General features: G+C 72.0%; 17 protein-coding genes, 1 tRNA gene and 1 riboswitch. Of the genes, 13 read left to right on the forward strand and 5 right to left on the reverse strand.

The genetic code is table 11. The features are described from left to right. Window positions 1-98 precede the first annotated feature (98 nt). From WAB15_RS13235 to WAB15_RS13265, 7 genes are all read left to right on the forward strand, one after another. Window positions 99-743 carry an HNH endonuclease family protein gene (locus WAB15_RS13235; RefSeq protein ID WP_399150757.1) on the forward strand — a complete coding sequence of 215 codons (645 nt, stop codon included), beginning with the start codon at window positions 99-101 and terminating at the stop codon, window positions 741-743. Between the two features lie 191 nt (window positions 744-934). Next, the gene (locus WAB15_RS13240) at window positions 935-2,656 is read left to right on the forward strand and encodes an alkaline phosphatase D family protein (RefSeq protein ID WP_407286339.1); all 1,722 of its coding nucleotides are present in this window, start codon (window positions 935-937) and stop codon (window positions 2,654-2,656) included. 205 nt (window positions 2,657-2,861) lie between these two features. Further along, window positions 2,862-4,826: an FAD/NAD(P)-binding protein gene (locus tag WAB15_RS13245; protein ID WP_407286340.1), complete on the forward strand. Its 1,965-nt coding sequence runs from the start codon at window positions 2,862-2,864 to the stop codon at window positions 4,824-4,826. A gap of 78 nt (window positions 4,827-4,904) precedes the next feature. Next, window positions 4,905-5,369, forward strand: coding sequence for a DoxX family protein (locus WAB15_RS13250; RefSeq protein WP_407286341.1), 465 nt, complete (start codon window positions 4,905-4,907; stop codon window positions 5,367-5,369). Between the two features lie 183 nt (window positions 5,370-5,552). Then, window positions 5,553-6,197 carry a DedA family protein gene (locus WAB15_RS13255; protein ID WP_407286342.1) on the forward strand — a complete coding sequence of 215 codons (645 nt, stop codon included), beginning with the start codon at window positions 5,553-5,555 and terminating at the stop codon, window positions 6,195-6,197. Between the two features lie 79 nt (window positions 6,198-6,276). Continuing rightward, a complete protein-coding gene (locus tag WAB15_RS13260; RefSeq protein WP_407286343.1) occupies window positions 6,277-6,915 on the forward strand; it encodes a GNAT family N-acetyltransferase in 639 nt (212 codons plus the stop codon). Window positions 6,916-7,118: 203 nt separating this feature from the next. Next, window positions 7,119-8,303: a methyltransferase gene (locus WAB15_RS13265; RefSeq protein WP_407286344.1), complete on the forward strand. Its 1,185-nt coding sequence runs from the start codon at window positions 7,119-7,121 to the stop codon at window positions 8,301-8,303. A 22-nt stretch (window positions 8,304-8,325) separates the two neighbouring features. Here WAB15_RS13265 and WAB15_RS13270 read toward each other — a convergent pair whose 3' ends face one another. After that, window positions 8,326-8,937: a TetR/AcrR family transcriptional regulator gene (locus WAB15_RS13270; RefSeq protein WP_399150750.1), complete on the reverse strand. Its 612-nt coding sequence runs from the start codon at window positions 8,935-8,937 to the stop codon at window positions 8,326-8,328. A gap of 94 nt (window positions 8,938-9,031) precedes the next feature. Between WAB15_RS13270 and WAB15_RS13275 the strand changes: the two genes are divergently transcribed. Together WAB15_RS13275 and WAB15_RS13280 are read left to right on the forward strand one after the other, a co-directional pair. Further along, window positions 9,032-9,490: a cupin domain-containing protein gene (locus tag WAB15_RS13275; RefSeq protein WP_407286345.1), complete on the forward strand. Its 459-nt coding sequence runs from the start codon at window positions 9,032-9,034 to the stop codon at window positions 9,488-9,490. An 87-nt stretch (window positions 9,491-9,577) separates the two neighbouring features. After that, window positions 9,578-10,234, forward strand: a complete 657-nt coding sequence (locus WAB15_RS13280; RefSeq protein ID WP_407286346.1) for a nucleoside/nucleotide kinase family protein — start codon at window positions 9,578-9,580, stop codon at window positions 10,232-10,234. Here WAB15_RS13280 and WAB15_RS13285 read toward each other — a convergent pair. Then, the gene (locus WAB15_RS13285; RefSeq protein ID WP_399150747.1) at window positions 10,188-10,610 is read right to left on the reverse strand and encodes a hypothetical protein; all 423 of its coding nucleotides are present in this window, start codon (window positions 10,608-10,610) and stop codon (window positions 10,188-10,190) included. The genes WAB15_RS13280 and WAB15_RS13285 overlap by 47 nt on opposite strands. Before the next feature lie 114 nt (window positions 10,611-10,724). Here WAB15_RS13285 and WAB15_RS13290 point away from each other — a divergent pair, with 114 nt between their 5' ends. The 3 genes from WAB15_RS13290 (at window position 10,725) to WAB15_RS13300 (ending at window position 13,852) form a co-directional block, all read left to right on the forward strand. After that, complete coding sequence (locus WAB15_RS13290) at window positions 10,725-11,315, forward strand: MarR family winged helix-turn-helix transcriptional regulator (RefSeq protein WP_407286347.1); 591 nt, start codon at window positions 10,725-10,727, stop codon at window positions 11,313-11,315. Window positions 11,316-11,471: 156 nt separating this feature from the next. Next, window positions 11,472-12,320, forward strand: a complete 849-nt coding sequence (locus tag WAB15_RS13295; RefSeq protein WP_407286348.1) for an alpha/beta fold hydrolase — start codon at window positions 11,472-11,474, stop codon at window positions 12,318-12,320. Between the two features lie 135 nt (window positions 12,321-12,455). Further along, a riboswitch (cobalamin riboswitch) is annotated at window positions 12,456-12,670 on the forward strand. A gap of 30 nt (window positions 12,671-12,700) precedes the next feature. Next, the gene (locus WAB15_RS13300) at window positions 12,701-13,852 is read left to right on the forward strand and encodes a HoxN/HupN/NixA family nickel/cobalt transporter (protein WP_407289219.1); all 1,152 of its coding nucleotides are present in this window, start codon (window positions 12,701-12,703) and stop codon (window positions 13,850-13,852) included. 30 nt (window positions 13,853-13,882) lie between these two features. Here WAB15_RS13300 and WAB15_RS13305 read toward each other — a convergent pair whose 3' ends face one another. The 3 genes from WAB15_RS13305 to WAB15_RS13315 all read right to left on the reverse strand — a co-directional run bounded on the left by WAB15_RS13305 (window position 13,883) and on the right by WAB15_RS13315 (window position 15,462). Then, window positions 13,883-14,383: a VOC family protein gene (locus WAB15_RS13305; protein ID WP_399150744.1), complete on the reverse strand. Its 501-nt coding sequence runs from the start codon at window positions 14,381-14,383 to the stop codon at window positions 13,883-13,885. Window positions 14,384-14,752: 369 nt separating this feature from the next. Continuing rightward, window positions 14,753-14,968: a 4-oxalocrotonate tautomerase family protein gene (locus tag WAB15_RS13310; protein ID WP_407286349.1), complete on the reverse strand. Its 216-nt coding sequence runs from the start codon at window positions 14,966-14,968 to the stop codon at window positions 14,753-14,755. Between the two features lie 422 nt (window positions 14,969-15,390). After that, window positions 15,391-15,462 (reverse strand) — tRNA-Val (locus tag WAB15_RS13315). A gap of 141 nt (window positions 15,463-15,603) precedes the next feature. Here WAB15_RS13315 and WAB15_RS13320 point away from each other — a divergent pair. Continuing rightward, window positions 15,604-16,989 (forward strand): hypothetical protein, encoded by a 1,386-nt coding sequence (locus tag WAB15_RS13320; protein WP_407286350.1) that lies wholly within the window; start codon window positions 15,604-15,606, stop codon window positions 16,987-16,989. Window positions 16,990-17,024: the final 35 nt, after the last annotated feature.

Consider the following 17,024-nt stretch of genomic DNA (forward strand, 5'->3'; position numbering starts at 1 on the left):
CGTCACCCTGTTACCTGGTGCCCACCCCATGGAAACCCCACATCGCCACCATGGGCCCGCACCGCACGGCAACTTCCCCCCACTTCAAGGGAGTTTCGATGGCAAAGGTCTACGCGCGTCGCGTCACCATCGCCGCGGGTTCGGCCGCGGCTCTGGTCTGCACGCTGGCGCTGAGCTGCCAGTCCGCCCAGGCCGCGCCGCCCAGCCCGCCGGACGCGGCCACCGCACGGACGTACCTCACCCAGATCAAGGAGCAGGCCGAGGGCCCGCAGGACGGCTACAGCCGCGACAAGTTCCCGCACTGGATCGACCAGGGGAACAACTGCAACACCCGCGAGGTGGTGCTCAAGCGCGACGGCACGGACGTACAGCAGGACGGCGGCTGTGCGGCGGTGAGCGGCAAGTGGGTCTCGGCCTACGACGGCGCGACCTGGACCCAGCCGGCCGACCTCGACATCGATCACGTCGTCCCGCTGTCGGAGGCCTGGAAGTCGGGCGCCGCGCAGTGGACCACCGAGCGCCGCAAGGAGCTCGCCAACGACCTGACGCACTCCCAGCTGATAGCCGTCACCGACAACGTCAACCAGGAGAAGGGCGACAAGGACCCGGCGAAGTGGCTGCCGCCGAAGGCCTCGTACCACTGCGAGTACGCCCGGATGTGGGTGTGGGTCAAGCACGAGTACGGCATGACCGCGGACTCCGCCGAGAAGGCCGCGCTGAAGAAGATCCTGGACGGCTGCTGACCAGCCGCCGCCCCCGCTAGAGCGATCGTCCGGGGCCTGCCGCCGGACTCCCGACCCCGCGGCGTCCGGCGGCAGGCCCCGGCGCGTCCGCAGGCCGGAATCCGCCGGCCGGCGGGCGCGCCGCCGTACCGGTGGACCGCCGCCCCGGTTGTGCTCTTATCCTCTGAGCCACGACAACCGGGAGGGCACCGATGGCCGGACTGCGCTTGGGGCCGCTGCTGCGCTACGTCGACGCGGACAGCGCGACGGTGTGGGTGGAGACCGACCGGCCGTGCGTGGTGCACGTGCGCTGCAACAGCGGGGCGTCCGGTGCGCAGTGCACCTGGCAGGTGGCCGGCCACCACTACGCGCTGGTCCCGGTGACCGGCCTCACGCCCGGCAGCGAGACGCCCTACCAGGTCCTGCTGGACGAGCGGCAGGTCTGGCCGCTGCCCGACGACCGGTTCCCGCCGAGCACGATCCGTACCCTTTCGGCCTCCGGGCAGGCTCCGCTGAGCCTCGCCTTCGGCTCGTGCCGCTGGTCCGCGACCCCCGCCGCCGCCCACGACCCGGTCGGCCCGGACGCGCTCGACACCCTCGCCGCCACTCTGGCCGCCGAGCCCGCCCGCGAACGCCCGGACGTGCTGCTGCTGTTGGGCGACCAGGTCTACGCCGACCAGACCTCCGAGGCGACCGCGCGGAAGCTGGCCGAGCACCGAGACATCAGCCTGCCGCCGTGGAAACAGGTCGCCGACTACGAGGAGTACACCCACCTCTACTACGAGTCCTGGCTCGCCCCGGAGGTGCGCTGGCTGCTGTCCACCGTCCCCAGCTGCATGATCTTCGACGATCACGATGTGATCGACGACTGGAACACCTCCGCCGCGTGGCTGAGCCGGATGCGGGCGACCTCCTGGTGGCACGAGCGCATCCTGGGCGGCCTGATGTCGTACTGGGTGTACCAGCATCTGGGCAATCTCCCGCCCGCGGAGCTGGCCGCCGACGAGCTGTACGCCCGGGTGCGGGCGGCGGACGACGGCACGGACCTGGTGCGGGAGTTCGCGGCCGGCGCGGACGCCGATCCGGCGGGCGCCCGCTGGAGCTACCGCCGCGACTTCGGCCGGGTGCGCCTGGTCATGATCGACACCCGCGCCACCCGCGTCCTGGACGAGGGCGGCCGCGCGATGCTCGACAAGGCCGAGGGCGAATGGCTGCGCCAGGCGGTGCTGGACGGGCGCGGCGGCTACGACCACCTGCTGCTGGGCAGTTCACTGCCCTGGCTGCTGCCGCATCTCATCCACGCCGCGGAGGGCTGGAACGCCGCGCTGTGCGCCGGCGAACGCGGGCCCCGCTGGGCCCGGGCCGGCGAGTCCCTGCGCCAGCGGGCCGATCTGGAGCACTGGGCGGCGTTCCCCGGTTCGTTCGCCGCGCTCACCGATCTGATCGCCGAGGCGGGCTCCGGCGCGCACGCCCCGGCGACGGTCTGCGTGCTGTCCGGGGACGTGCACCACGCGTACGTGGCGGAGCCGCACTGGCGCGGGGCCGGGCGGCGGCCCACGAGCCGGGTGCTGCAGCTGACCTGCTCCCCCGTCCACAACAGCATCCCCGGTTCGCTGCAGGCCGGCTTCCGGTTCGGCTGGAGCCGGGCCGGCCGGTGGCTGGGGAAGCTGGTGGCCCGGCACGGCCGGCTGGGGCGGCCGCCGGTGAAATGGCGGCGTACGGGCGGCCCTTGGTTCGGCAATCAGCTGATGACGCTGACGCTGGCCGGCCGAACGGCGCGGATCGCGCTGGATCAGGCCCGCCGGGAGAAGCGCAGTGGAAGCGTCCGGCTGGTCACGGTGTGGCGTGAGGTGGCGGCCGATGCCCGCGTCGGCGGAGAAAGCGGTGATGCGGGCGGGTCCGTCCCCGGTACCGATCGCCCGAATCATGGATGACCCGGGCGGCCCGGCACCCGCAGCCGGTTGATCGGCCGTCAGCCGGCCGCCGTCCGGTCTGCTGATGTGGCCGAATTCTCTGCCCACCTGGGTGCTGCGCCGGCGGGTCGGGCGGTGATGATGGTGCGCACCTCTGCTCGTCGCCCGCACTTCTGGGCGGCCGCGCCCGCGCGCCGGCCGCCCGCCGCCCCAGGGAGAACCCCACTTGGCCGCCGACCGCATCGCCGACCGCCACCGCCCCGCCATCGCCATCGTCGGCGCGGGGCCGCGCGGAACGAGCGTGCTGGAACGGATCTGCGCCTCGGCCGCCGAACTGGCCCCGGGCGCCCGCCTGACCGTCCATGTGATCGACCCCGCCCCGCCCGGCGCCGGCCAGGTGTGGCGCACCGCCCAGCCGCCCGAGCTGCTGATGAACACCGTGGCGTCGCAGGTGACGCTGTTCACCGACGAGAGCGTCGAGTGCGCGGGTCCGATACGTACGGGGCCGAGCCTGCACGCCTGGGAGGGGTGCGAGGTCGGCCCGGACGACTATCCGGGGCGCGCGCTGTACGGCCGTTATCTGGAGTGGGTGTTCCGGCACACGGTGCGCACCGCACCCGAGGAGGTGACCGTCGTGCCGCACACCGCCCGCGCGGTGCGGCTGGCCGAGGCCGCCGACGGCACGCAGTCCCTCACCCTCGACGACGGCCGGGAACTGGCCGGCCTGGGGGCCGTCGTGCTCACCCAGGGCCATCTGCCGACCGCCCCGGACACCGAACAGCGGCACCTCGCCGACTACGCCGCCGGGCACGGCCTGCACTATCTGCCGCCGGCCAACCCCGCCGACCTCACCGCCGATCTGGCGGCGCTGGTACCGGGCCGCCCGGTGCTGCTGCGCGGTCTCGGGCTCAACTTCTTCGACCACATGGCGCTGCTGACGACGGCGCGCGGCGGCCGGTTCACGCGGGGCGCGAACGGCACGCTGAGGTATCTGCCGTCCGGGCGCGAGCCCAGGCTGTACGCGGGCTCCCGGCGCGGCATTCCGTACCACGCGCGCGGCGACAACGCGAAGGGCGCGCACGGCCGCCATCTGCCGCTGCTGCTCACCGCGGACGTGATCGCCGCCTTCCGCAAACGCGCCGGGTCCGGCGATCTGCCCGACTTCCTGGCGGAGGTCTGGCCCCTGGTGGCCAAGGAAGTGGAGACGGTCTACTACGAGGCGCTGCTGGCGCGGGGGGAGGCGGCCGGCCCGTTGGACGACGCGTTCCACGACCGCTTCCGGGAGCGCTTCCTGGGGAGCGCCCACCGCAGCCCCGAGGAGGCCGCCGCGCTGGACGCCTTCGGTATCGCGCCCGCCGAGCGCTGGGACTGGGAACGGGTCTCCCGGCCGCACGCGGGGCGGTCGTTCGCCGACCGGGCCGCCTTCCGGGAGTGGCTGGTGGACCATCTGCACGCGGACGTCGCACACGCCCGGCTGGACAATGTGTCCGGGCCGGTCAAGGCGGCCCTCGACGTGCTGCGGGATCTGCGCAACGAGCTGCGGCAGATCGTCGACCACGGCGGGCTGGCCGGCGCGTCCCGCCGCGACCACCTGGACCGCTGGTACACCCCGCTCAACGCCTTCCTGTCCATCGGGCCGCCGCGGCGCCGGATAGCGGAGATGGCGGCACTGATCGAGGCCGGGGTGCTGGAGGTGGTCGGCCCCCGAATGGTGGTCAGGCCCGGCGCCGCGGACGGCCACGGGCCCGGTTTCACGGCACACTCCCCGGACGTCCCGGGGTCGCAGGTGACGGCGGCGGCGCTGATCGAGGCACGGCTGCCGGAGCCGGACGTGCGGCGTACCGCGGATGAGCTGCTGGCCCGGCTACTGGTCGACGGCGGCTGCCGGCCGCACTCCGCGGACGGCTACGAGACCGGAGGGCTCGATGTGTCGCCGAGCCCGTACCACCTGATCGAGGCCGATGGACGGCGCCATCCGCGGCGGTTCGCGATCGGGGTGCCGACGGAGGGCGTGCACTGGGTGACGGCCGCGGGGGCGCGCCCCGGGGTGGGCTCGGTCACCTTGGCCGATACGGACGCGGTGGCACGGGCGGCGCTGCGGACCGCGGTCGGGGGCGGCCCCGCGGGATCGGACGCGGCGGTTTTGGAGAGGGCTGCTTCGGTCCAAAGGTCCCATATGAGCAAAGCTTGAACTTGCAAGTACCTTTAGGGTTCCCTAACCTTTGCCTCCACGGTTCACTTCGTCCCCAGAACCCGTAGGAGTCCCCACATGTCCGCACCGATGAACTCGTTCACCCAGAGAGCGACACCGCACGCCCTCGCGCTCTTCCGCGTCGTCACCGGGCTGCTCTTCGCCTGCCACGGCGCGTCCTCGCTCTTCGGCGTTCTCGGCGGCGCGATGGGGCAGGGCGGCACCGTGCCCACCGGCTCCTGGCCGGGCTGGTACGCCGCCGCCATACAGCTGGCCGGCGGCATCCTGGTGATGCTGGGCCTCGGCACCCGCGCCGCGGCGCTGGTCAGCTCCGGCTCGATGGCGTACGCGTACTTCTCCGTCCACCAGGCCACCGCGCTGTGGCCGATACAGAACGGCGGCGAGTCCGCCGCGATGTACAGCTGGGCCTTCCTGCTGATCGTCTTCACCGGCCCCGGCGCCTGGGCGCTGGACCGCGTCTTCTTCGGCGGGCGCGAGCAGGAGGCGGCCCCGAGCGCTCAGCGGGAGCCTTCCGCCGCCTGATTTCGGCGTGTCCCGCACGGCCCGTACGGCATCTGCGCCGTACGGGCCGTGCCGTCTTCGCGGGGGCCGGCACCGCCACCCCGCACCGCCCGGCGGAAGGGCCGGGCGTACGCTGTATGGCGCTAGAGCCGCCCCTGCCGCACCGAGCGACGTCGCGGCGGGGTCCGGAGCGGGAGAAGCACGTTGTTGGAAAGCCTGGGGTCGCTCAGCGGCACCCCCTGGGTGTACGTGATCGTCAGCCTCTCGATCGTCCTCGACGTCTTCGTCCCGATCCTGCCCAGCGGAGTCCTGGTGATCGCCGCGGCCACCACGGCCGCCGGCACCGAAACCGCGGCCGACGCGGTCGATGTCGCCTCGTCCGTCCACGGCGGCTCCCATCTGGCCGAGCTGCTCGCCCTGGTGCTGTGCGCGGCCACCGCCTCGGTACTGGGCGACATGGTGGCCTACCGGCTCGCCTGGCGCGGCGGCGACCGCTTCGACCGGGCCATCGGCCGCTCGCGCCGTCTGACGGCGGCGCAGAAGCGCCTCGGCACGGCGCTGACGCGGGGCGGGGGCGGCATCGTCGTACTGGCCCGCTTCGCCCCCGCCGGCCGGTCCGTGGTCAGCCTGGGCGCCGGCGTCGCGCACCGTACGGTCCGCGAGTTCCTCCCCTGGTCCGCGCTGGCCGGCTTCGCCTGGGCGGCGTACAGCGTGAGCCTCGGCTACTTCGGCGGCCACTGGCTCGGCACGTCCTGGGTGAGCACCGCGCTCTCCGTCGTCGCCCTCTTCGCCGCCGGGTCGGCCGCGGTGTTCCTGATGCGGCGGCCGGAGCGGCGTACCGCGCACTGACCCAACGCCGCGCGCGGAGGCACGGGCCGGTACCGAAATGCCGTGGCCGGATGTCAGACCCGGCTGCGACCATGGCGACATGAGCGGTACGAACGACACCGACGACACGAAGAGCTCCGGCGGCTCGGAGGGCTCCGGCGGGACACCCGCTTCCGGCGCCGCACCCGGCAACGGCGCGGGGACGACGGCGCCCGCGCCCGCCGCGGTCCGCCCCTGGCAGCCCCGCCCCGAGACCGCCGCGGACATACCGTCCGTCCGCCGGATCAATCTCGCCGCCTTCGACACGGCGGCGGAGTCGGATCTCGTCGACGCCCTGCGCCGCGACCCCGCCGCCTGGCTGCCCGGGCTCTCGTACGTCGCCGACGCGCCGGACGGCACCCCGGCCGCCCATGCCCTGCTGACGCGCTGCCATATCGACGCCGTCCCCGCCGTCGCGCTCGCCCCGTGCGCGGTGCTGCCCGGGTATCAGAAGAGCGGTGCGGGCAGTGCGGTGATCCGCGCCCTGCTGGAGGCCGCGCGGGCCGCCGGCGAGCGCACCGCGATCGTGCTGGGCCACCCGCCGTACTACCCGCGCTTCGGGTTCGTGTCCGCCACCGCGCGCTTCGGCATCCTGCCCCCGCAGCCCTGGCCGGACGAGGCCTTCATGGCGCTCTCCCTGGACGGCTCCATACCCCCGCGCGGCACGGTGCGCTATGCGAAGGCCTTCGGCATCGACTGACCCCGGCCCGCGCCGCCGGCCTCGTGCCGGGTGCCACGCACGGGCGCGACCAGGCCCGATGGCGATACGGAGTAAAGTCGACCGTCACACCACCCGCCCGCCGCCACCCGCGCGCACCGCGCCCTCCACGGGAGCGTGCCGGACGCCGCGCCGCAGCGGCACCCCACGGGACGGGCCGAACCACACACACGAGGCACACTTCGGTGAACGCACCACCGGTCGTCGAATGGACCGAGGCCGACCGGCCCCGCTCCGCCCGTTGGCGTTCCGAGAACGGCTCCCCGCCGCCCCGCCGGATCGTCATCGCGGACGACCGGACGCGGGCCGACGACGCCTACAAACTCGCCTGCGAGGGGACCGCGCTGCTGTGGCGGGGCGACTTCCACAACGCCCGCCAGCTGCTGACGGCGATGGCCCGCCGCATCGACCGCCGCCCGCGCAAGGCGCCGCCCGCCGATGCCACCCAGGCGTTCCATCTGCACCGCGCCGCGCAGAACCAACGCGCCCGCATCCTGGGCATGCTGCTGGTCCCGCTCGACGCCGGCCACGCCGTCCCGCTGCACCGCGCCCCCGATGTCCGCGAGGCCTGCACCAGGGCATACGGCCCCGGAGAGCCCGCTCCCGGGCCGGCCTCCGACGCCGATGACGCCGAGGGCCCGGCCCCCGCCGCCTCGCTGGTGTCGCTGCGTGAACTCCTCGCCCTGATCGGCGCCAACGAATGGCGCAGGAAGGGCGTGCAGGTCCCGGCGCTCGGCGGCGACCGCATCCACCCGCACTACGGCGTCTTCTCACCGGCCCGCGGTGAGTACGTCGATCTGGTCGCCGAGGCTCCACTGCCCTCGCAGGACCTGGCGTTCGACATCGGCACCGGCACCGGCGTGCTGGCCGCGGTGCTCGCCCGGCGCGGCGTGCGCAGTGTGGTGGCCACCGACCAGGACCCGCGCGCGCTGGCCTGCGCCCGCGAGAACACCGAGCGCCTGGGTGTCGCCGGCCAGGTGGAGGTGGTCGAGGCGGACCTGTTCCCGGCCGGCCGCGCCCCGCTGGTCGTCTGCAACCCCCCGTGGGTGCCCGCGAAACCGACCTCCCCGGTGGAGCGCGCGGTGTACGACCCCGGCAACGCGATGCTGCACGGCTTCCTCAACGGCCTCGCCGACCATCTGACCCCGGACGGCGAGGGCTGGCTGATCCTCTCCGACCTGGCCGAACACCTCGGCCTGCGCCCGCACGCCGAGCTCCTCGACGCCTTCGCCGAGGCCGGCCTCACGGTCCTGGGCCGGCTCGACATCGCCCCGCGCCATCCGCGTGCCCGCGACACCTCCGATCCGCTCCATGAGGCCCGCGCGGCGGAGGTCACCTCGCTGTGGCGGCTGGGCGTCGCGGACGGGTAGCCCGCCCGGCCCCGGCCCGGCCTCAGACCCGGTCCGCCCCCGCTCCACCGGGCGCGCCCTGGGGCCGTAGCCCGGCACACGCGTTGCGGACGTAGCGGCGCCAGTCACCGGCGTCGTGGCGGATCACCGCAGCCAGTCCGCACACGATCATCACCACGTCGCCCACCTCGGCGTCCGCGCGCACCGCGCCCTCTTCCTTGGCACGGGCGAGCAGTTGGCCCGCGACCGTCTCTGCCTGCGTCCGGCCCTCCCCGGTCGGCTCGGTGGAACCGAACGCCGCCTCGATCGACGCGGACAGCCCCCGCTCGGCGTCCAACACCTCCCCGATGTGCTCGACATAGGCGGCCAGCCCTTCGGCGGCCGCGGCGCTGGGCAGACACCGGGTGCGCCCGAACTCCACGATCTCCGCCTGCCGTTGCTCCCCCACGGCGGCGATCAGGGCCGCCCTGCTGGGGAAGTGCCGGTACACCGTTCCGACACCCACCCCCGCCGCCCGGGCGACCTCGGGCATCTGCGCCTCGTCGCCGCGCACGCGGAACACCTCCCGCGCGGCGTCCAGCACACGGGTGCGGTTGCGCTCGGCATCGGCGCGCGGCCTGCGCTGCGGGGTGGGGGAGGTCGAAGAGGCTGCCACATCGTCGATGCTACTGCTACGCTCCTCAAACGGAATCGGATTCCGATTCCGTTTTACTGCTTGTGCAACGACCAGGAGAGGACCGGCGATCACCATGCCCAAGGAGCGATTCTTCGTCCTGCAGCCCGGCGAACGGCGCCCGGGCCGCGTGCCCCTGCCTCCCGGATTCGGCGTCAAGGCCCGTACGAGCGACACCGAGGGCCGGCTCGCCGTCCTGGAGAACCAGCTCGACGTCGACATTCCGCCACATGTCCACCACCACGCCGATGAGTTCGTCTACGTCCTCGAAGGCGAGATGGAGGTCGACTTCGACGGCACCACACACCGCCTGACCCCGGGCATGTGCGTCCTGCTCCCCCACGGCGTCCCGCACGCCATGCGCAACGCCTCCCAGCCGCCCGCCCGCTGCCTGCAGATCTCGTCACCGGGCGGCTGGGAGGAGTTCGTGGAGGACATGTTCGAGGCCGGGCCGGTCGTCATGAAGGACGGCCACCCCGATCTCGACCGCCTCAACGCGATCGGCGCGAAGTACGGCATGGAGTACTACGACTGAACGACATGGAGCACCACGACTGAGAGGCGGAGGGAACCGGGCCGATCCACCGCCATCCGGACGCCGATCAGGCACGATGGACCCATCATGGATCCCCGGCACCTTCTCTCCCGCGCCCGCCGCCTCGCCGGTTCTGCGACGCCCGCACGACGCCGGCTCCTCGGCATCACCGGCCCACCGGGCGCCGGCAAGTCCACCCTCGCCGCCCATCTGGTGGCGGAGCTGACCGGGCAGGCGGCGCTCGTCCCGATGGACGGCTTCCATCTCGCCGAGGCGGAGTTGCGCCGCCTCGGCCGCACGGACCGCAAGGGCGCGCCCGACACCTTCGACCCCGCCGGGTACGAGGCACTGCTGGCGCGCCTGCGCTCACCGGACGCGGACACCACCGTCTACGCCCCGGCCTTCGACCGCCACATCGAGGAGCCGGTCGCCGGCAGCATCGCCGTGGCACCGCATATCCCGCTCGTCGTCACCGAGGGCAACTACCTCCTCCTCGACTCCGCGCCCTGGCCACGGGTCCGCGCGCTGCTCGACGAGGTCTGGTACGTGGAGCTGGACACCCCGGAGCGGATCCGCCGGCTGATCGACCGCCATGAGCGCTTCGGGCGCCCACGCACCGATGCCGTACGGTTCGTGCACTCCTCGGACGAGACGAACGCCCGTGTCGTGGCGGCCACTCGCGACCGCGCCGATCTCCTCATCTCCTTCGCCCCCGAAGAGGCCCCACTCCCGTCCGGCGACTGACCCCCTGCCGCCGCCCGCCGGCCAGCAGCCCGACTACCGACAGCGCGCCCCACCCCACGGACACCGCGGCCGCCTTCACTCTCCGATCCCGGCCCGGCAGCGTCGCACCGACCAGGACGGCGTCCCCGAGATCCGCCGCGATCCTTATATACGCGGCGGTGCGCAGCGCCGGGCCCTCGGGCGCCAGCGCGAGGGAGAGCCCGCTCGCCACCTCCCGCCAGGCCAGCGGACGCAGCGAGATCCGGGTGGCCCGCTCGACCCTCCCCTCGTCGTCGACCAGCCCCGAAGGCCGCGCCAGCAGATCGGGCACCGCCGTCACCGCCACCCCGTACACCGCCGTGGCCACCCCGACCGCACGCAACAGACCGACCTTCATCCGCTCTCCCGCTCTCCCTCGCCGACGCCTTCCGCCATCACTGCCTGCTTCCCATCAACTCCTTTCCGCATCAAGCCCCTTCCCAAACGACATCATCGATGTCATCATGACATCATGAGTGTCAATGAGGGGGATGTCGCAGCGCCTGGCACCGGCGAAAACGGCGCTGGAGCACACAGTTCCGCCGCACAGGACGCCGACAGGGAGGGCACCGACGGACCCACACTGACCGAAGACCTGCTGTACGGCGTCATCAGACGCCTTTGGCCGCTGCATCGGACGGTCGTCCGCGCGGTGGAACGCGAGCTGACGGGCACGGGCATGACCGCCGGCGAACACGCACTGCTGGACGCCCTGCGCAGCGAAGGCCCCCGGACCGTGCCGCAGTTGGCCCGCTCGATGGGGCTCGACAGACAGCCGGTGCAGCGCTGGGTGAACCACGCCGCGGAGCTGGGCCTGGTCGTGACGGCACCCAACCCGGCACACCGCCGCTCCTCCCTGATCGAGCTCACCGCCGAGGGCGCGGCGGCGATACACGGGATCCAGGAGTTCGAGGCGACGGAGCTGCGGCGACGACTGGCCGACCTGCCCACCGAGGACGTCCGCACGACCCTGCACGTACTCGACCGACTCGGCGAGGAATTCCGGCACCTGGCGAACGGCTCACACGTTCCATCGGAGAATGCCGACATCAACGACAAGTAACAATGACGGCGACACCGCATCCATAAGCAACAAGCACGCAACTACTACCACCCACAACGCAAACTCCACCCACCCGACCAACCCCACCCACTCCGCCCAATCCATCCCAATCCCCACCCACTCCATGCACCTCACGCGCAAAGGACGGTCCGGAGCATGACCCGAGCAATCACCGACTGGTCCGAGGTCGACAACGGCCTCGTGCCGGTCGACGACGGCGAGCTGTTCTACGAGACGGCCGGCTCGGGCCCCGCGGTGGTACTGCTGCACGGCGGCATGCTCGACCAGCACATGTGGGACGAACAGTTCACCTGGCTGGTGAACTCCGGCCTTCGCGCGATCCGCTACGACTTCCGCGGCCACGGCCTGTCCTCCACGGTGGAGGGGGACTACGCCAACCACGACGACCTGTGCACCCTCCTGGACGTGCTCGACGCCCCCAGCGCCGTACTCGTCGGTCTCTCACACGGTGCGCGGGTCGCCCTCGACGCCGCGATAGCCCACCCGGACCGGGTGACGGCCCTCGCGCTCGCCTCCCCCGGCATCAGCGGCCGCGCCTTCACCGACCCCTTCGTCCTGGCGCACATCAAGGAGCAGGTGGCGGCCATCGGCGCACCGGACGGCGCGGAGCGCTATGTCGAGCACTTCCTGCGGATGTGGGTGGACGGTCCGCATCGCGAACCATCCACCGTGCACCCGGGGTTCCGCGAGCGGATGCGCGCCTCGGCCGAGGCCAATGTGGAGGTGCATGCCGACGGGCTGGGCGCCGGAATGCCCCTTGAGGTCGGGGCCGCGGACCGCCTGGGCGAGGTCCGGGTGCCGACGGTCGTCTTCGACGGCGACCTCGACAGTACGGACATCTCCGCCAACGCCCATGCCATAGCGCTGACCGTCCCCGGCGCCCGAAGAGTCCGCATACCGGGCGCTGCCCATATGGTCAATCTGGAGAACACCGCGCTCTTCGACCGCGAACTGCACGCCTTCCTCTCGTCCTTGGACTACTGACCATCCTCGGACTACCCCCGTGATGACCCGGCGCCCCCGTATACCGGCCTGCCGGCACTCCGACTCTCCCTGCGGCCACCGCCCATGAGACCGCCGCTGCCGCTGGTCCGCACCCCCGCCCGTCCTCCTCGGCAGATAGAGTGATCGAGCCGTGGTGATCGGGAAGACCGGTGCCGGACCTTGTGGTCCCAGGCCGGAGCGGCCCTCGCCACTGTGATCGGGGAGTTTCCAGCCCTTTCCGTATGCGCACGGCGTGTACGGCGCCACTGACCGCAGCCCGCGGCCGGGAAGGCGGGGACGGACGCGTGCACCCGTAAGCCAGGAGACCGGCCACGGCATCTCACGAACTGATCCACGAGGTGCTGGAGCGTGACCGCCGGATGGCCCTGTCCACCGATACCCCGAACACCCCTGCCCCCGCCGCGTTCCGCTGGCGCCGGCAGGACACCGTCCGTACCGCCGGCCTGATGGCCGTCATAGCCGGTCTGCACGTCGTCGCCTTCGGCGTGCTCTTCCTGCTCGTCGTCCCGCACCACTACTCCGTCGGAAGCCAGGTCTTCGGCGCCGGACTCGGCGTCACCGCATACACCCTCGGTATGCGGCACGCCTTCGACGCCGACCACATCGCCGCGATCGACAACACCACCCGCAAGCTGATGGCCGACGGCAAGCGGCCGGTCTCGGTGGGCTTCTGGTTCGCGCTCGGCCACTCCAGCGTGGTGGTCGTGATGGCCGCCCTCGTGGCCGGCGGCGCCCAGCTCGCCGGCACCCTGCTCAACGACGAATCCGGCACCCACCAGATCCTCGGCACCATCGGCACCACGGTCTCGGGGACGTTCCTCTACCTCATCGCGGCCCTCAACCTCATCGCACTGGCCGGGATCTGGCGGGTCTTCCGCGGTATGCGCGACGGCCGGTACGACGAGGCCGAGCTGGAGCAGCGCCTGGATTCACGCGGCTTCATGAACCGCTTCCTGGGGCGCTTCACCCGGTCGATCTCCCGCCCCGGCCAGATGTTCCCGCTCGGCTTCCTCTTCGGGCTCGGCTTCGACACCGCGACCGAGGTGACCCTGATGGTGATGGCGGGCAGCGGCGCCGCGGCCGGCCTGCCGTGGTACGCGATCCTGTGCCTGCCGCTGCTGTTCGCCGCCGGGATGAGCCTGTTCGACACCCTCGACGGCACGTTCATGAACTTCGCCTACCAGTGGGCGTTCTCCAACCCGGTGCGCAAGGTCTACTACAACCTCACCATCACCGGCCTGTCGATCGCCGTCGCCTTCTTCATCGGCACGATCGAGCTGGTGACCGTGCTGCACGACAAACTCGCCCTCAACGACCCGCTGACCGGCTGGATCTCCACCCTCGACCTCGACAACGTCGGCTTCATCATCGTCGGCCTGTTCGTCGTGGTGTGGGCCGCGGCGCTGGCGTACTGGCGACTGAGCGGCGTGGAGAAGCGCTGGGCGCAGCGAGCGGAGGCGGCGGACCGGGCGAAGGCGGCAGAGCAGCCGGCACCGGCGCCGGGCTCCTGAGGCACGGCGCGCGGGCCGCGCCTCCTCGTCTCACGTGGCCGAGCCGGCCGCGGCGCCCGTCACCAGATCCGGCCCCCAGCGCTTCAGCGCCACCGCCAGATCCAGCGGCCGCAGCCGGTCCGCCTGCTCCGGCCCCGGCCAGTCCTCCCGCGGAACCCGCCACATCACCTCGAACTCGTTGCCGTCCGGGTCCTTGGCGTAAAGGGACTTGGAGACGAGGTGGTCGGTGGCGCCGACCAGCGCACCGCGCTCACCCAGCCGTGCCTCGGCCGCGGCCAGTTCGCCGAGCGTGCCGACCTCCCAGGCCAGGTGGTACAGCCCGACCCGCCCAGCCTCCGGCCCCGGAGCATCCGCCCCCACCGCGAACAGCCCCAGGTCGTGATCGTTGAGCGAGCCGGGCGCACTGAGGAAGGCCGCCCGCCCCGGTATCTCCACATCCACGGTGAGCCCCAGCGCCCCACCGTAAAAATCAACAGCCCTCGCCACATCCCGGACATACAGCACCGCGTGATTGAGCCGCCGTACAGCCATGAACCCGCTCCCGTTCTCCCGCCACGACACCACGTGACCACTTACTTGAAACTTCAAGATACCGGGAACGATACACACCCCCACACCACAATCAACAGCCCCCGGAGCACCCCGCCCCCACCACCCCACCGCCCCCGGGTACGAAAGAGACCCCCGACTCAAACGAGTCGGGGGCCACCGACCTCACGGTCACCACTGTGGGCACAACAGGCTTCGAACCTGTCGCTGGTGGTGTCGGCCGGGCCGAAGGGAGGAGTCGGTGCTGAGCATGCCGGTCGTCGCCTGTGATGTCGCCGAGTAGGCACTCCAGGTCACGGATGTACTACTGCCCGGCAATCGACAGGAGCTCGAAGACTCGTGCCGGCTGGGCTAGCCGACCCTCTTGGCCTTAACGTCTTCGGCCGTCAGAGCCTTACCGCCGACTGCCCATTCGCCGCTGGGTGTCTCGGTGATCACGACGTGCGTCACCGGCCGCAGCGCCTCGCCCTCGATGGCGATCAACGCCTCGGAGACACCTTCGACCATCTTCTGCTTCTCTTCGGGCGTGAACACTCCTGCGATCACCTTGATGTCGATGAATGGCATCGGATGCCTCCCACATGATGGCGAGATCGAGCCGTCTTGCCGCTCTGGATACCAGGGCCGAATGCGGTGGGGTTTCGCCAGCGAAGACGCACCGCTTCACTGCTTCTCATGGCCTGCCGGAACAGCGCTCGTAGGCGGCGCCCGGTCCTCGTCCGGCTGGCCCGGTTCACGACGAGCGGCGACGCTGATGCCAACCGCCGCTATCAGCCCTGCGGTGCCGGCATGCTGCTACCAGTCTCGCAGATCGACCTCGGTGACGGCCGACAGCGCGGTCCCTCAGCGCCCCCTGTCCGTCGACCTTGGCCGCCTTCGACCAGCCTCGAGTAACCCGGAGGCGGCCCGTCCGCAGCAGAAAATGATCAAGGCCCAGGAATCCGATTTCACACCGGATGACCTGGGCCTTTGTCGTTCTACGCAAGGAGTGGGCACAGACGGATTTGAACCGCCGACATCTGCTTTGTAAGAGCAGCGCTCTACCGCTGAGCTATGCGCCCTGGCCGAGCCGACAGACTACCTTGCCATCGGGGCTGAACTGCAAACCAGTGCGCGAAGTGCGAACTTACCGGCCGGTGTGTTCGTTTCCGGTGAGTGGGAGAATGGCATCCGTCCTGGGGCGATCCGATCGGGAGAGGGAAGTGACGGCGACACACACGCAGCCGCATGAGCAGCGAGAACGCCGTCGCGCGCGTGGGGGCCCGGTCCGGGATGCGGTGGCACTCGCGTTGCTGCCGTTGCCGTTGTTGATCGCGATGGCTCCGATGGCGTTCGCCGGCGGGGGGACTCGTCGCTGGTTCGGGCGCGGGGAGAGTCAGCGGGCCGATGCGCAGGCCGCGAAGGATGCCGCGGCGTCGGCGTTCTACGAGCTGGACACCGCACACCGGGATCTGCGGATCTCCATAGAGACGATCACCGCGGTGGACAGTTCCCCGCAGGCGCAGCGGGCCGCGGCGGACTACGAGGGTTTCGGGCGGCGGATCGACGAGGTGAGCCACGGCTATATCACCGCGGTCGACTCCCATGATCTCGACCGTGATGATCTGGACGGCGCCGCGATGGCACGCGCGCGGGCCGATCTGACGCGGGCCAAGGAGGAGCTGGACCGGGTCAAGGGCGAGCTCGACCGGTTCGCGCAGGGGTTGGGGCCGCTGCTGCAGTCCGCCGAGACGCAGCTCGCGCAGCTGGCCCCCGCGGTGGAGCGGGCGCGGCAGGCGCTGCTGGCGGCGAGCGATGCGCTGGACGCGGTCCGGGCCCAGGGCATGCGTGCGGACGATCTCGCGGCCCGGCTGGCGGCGCTCGGGCCGGAGCTGACCAAGCTCAATCAGGGCGCCGGGCAGCATGGCGTCCAGGAGACCATCCGGCGCGCCGACGACGTGCTGCGCAAGTCCGAGGGCATACGGGCCGAGGCCGAGCGGTTGCCGGGGAAGGCCGCGGAGATCGACAAACGGCTGGTGTCGCTGCGGACCCGGGCGCAGGCGATCACCACCCGCGCCGGGAAGGTCGATCCGGTCCTCAGCGAGCTGCGGCGGCGCTACAGCGCGGCATGCTGGCAGGACCTGCAGCACGTACCGGAGCAGGCGACGCAGGCCGTACAGCAGGCCGAGGTCAAGCTGCGGGAGGCGCAGCAGGCGCGGGACGAGCAGCGCTGGGCGGACGCCACGAGCCGGCTGGCGACCGTACGGGCGCTGCTGGACTCCACCGACGAGGCGGTGTCGGCGGCCGGTGACCGGCTGCAGCGGCTCGATGCGGTCTCGTTCGACCGGCAGAAGGAGGTCGAACGGACCCGCTTCGCCATCCGGGACGCGCAGCGGCTGGCGATGGCCGGGCGGAGCACGCCCGACCCGCGGCATGCCCGCCCCCTGGACGACGCGGTGGCCCGGCTCGATCGCGCGGTCGCGGGTCTGGAGGGGCGGCACCCGGACTGGTGGCACTTCCTGACGGAGACGGAAGCCGTACGGCAGACGGCGGCCCGGGTGGTGCAGGAGATCCGGGACACCAGGGGCGCGACAGGGACCGGCGGCTGAGGCTGCCGGCCTCTCCCGGAGGGTGCCGTCGTACG

The organism is Streptomyces sirii (genome assembly GCF_045690365.1).
GTDB classification, from domain to species: Bacteria; Actinomycetota; Actinomycetes; order Streptomycetales; family Streptomycetaceae; genus Streptomyces; species Streptomyces sirii.

What these genes read in the sequence shown, in the direction of transcription:
- WAB15_RS13235 (WP_399150757.1), top strand. Translation starts at nt 99, where the DNA reads ATGGCAAAGGTCTACGCGCGTCGCGTCACCATCGCCGCGGGTTCGGCC.
- WAB15_RS13240 (WP_407286339.1), top strand. Translation starts at nt 935, where the DNA reads ATGGCCGGACTGCGCTTGGGGCCGCTGCTGCGCTACGTCGACGCGGAC.
- WAB15_RS13250 (WP_407286341.1), top strand. Translation starts at nt 4,905, where the DNA reads ATGTCCGCACCGATGAACTCGTTCACCCAGAGAGCGACACCGCACGCC.
- WAB15_RS13260 (WP_407286343.1), top strand. Translation starts at nt 6,277, where the DNA reads ATGAGCGGTACGAACGACACCGACGACACGAAGAGCTCCGGCGGCTCG.
- WAB15_RS13275 (WP_407286345.1), top strand. Translation starts at nt 9,032, where the DNA reads ATGCCCAAGGAGCGATTCTTCGTCCTGCAGCCCGGCGAACGGCGCCCG.
- WAB15_RS13280 (WP_407286346.1), top strand. Translation starts at nt 9,578, where the DNA reads ATGGATCCCCGGCACCTTCTCTCCCGCGCCCGCCGCCTCGCCGGTTCT.
- WAB15_RS13285 (WP_399150747.1), bottom strand. Translation starts at nt 10,610, where the DNA reads ATGAAGGTCGGTCTGTTGCGTGCGGTCGGGGTGGCCACGGCGGTGTAC.
- WAB15_RS13290 (WP_407286347.1), top strand. Translation starts at nt 10,725, where the DNA reads ATGAGTGTCAATGAGGGGGATGTCGCAGCGCCTGGCACCGGCGAAAAC.
- WAB15_RS13295 (WP_407286348.1), top strand. Translation starts at nt 11,472, where the DNA reads ATGACCCGAGCAATCACCGACTGGTCCGAGGTCGACAACGGCCTCGTG.
- WAB15_RS13300 (WP_407289219.1), top strand. Translation starts at nt 12,701, where the DNA reads ATGGCCCTGTCCACCGATACCCCGAACACCCCTGCCCCCGCCGCGTTC.
- WAB15_RS13305 (WP_399150744.1), bottom strand. Translation starts at nt 14,383, where the DNA reads ATGGCTGTACGGCGGCTCAATCACGCGGTGCTGTATGTCCGGGATGTG.
- WAB15_RS13310 (WP_407286349.1), bottom strand. Translation starts at nt 14,968, where the DNA reads ATGCCATTCATCGACATCAAGGTGATCGCAGGAGTGTTCACGCCCGAA.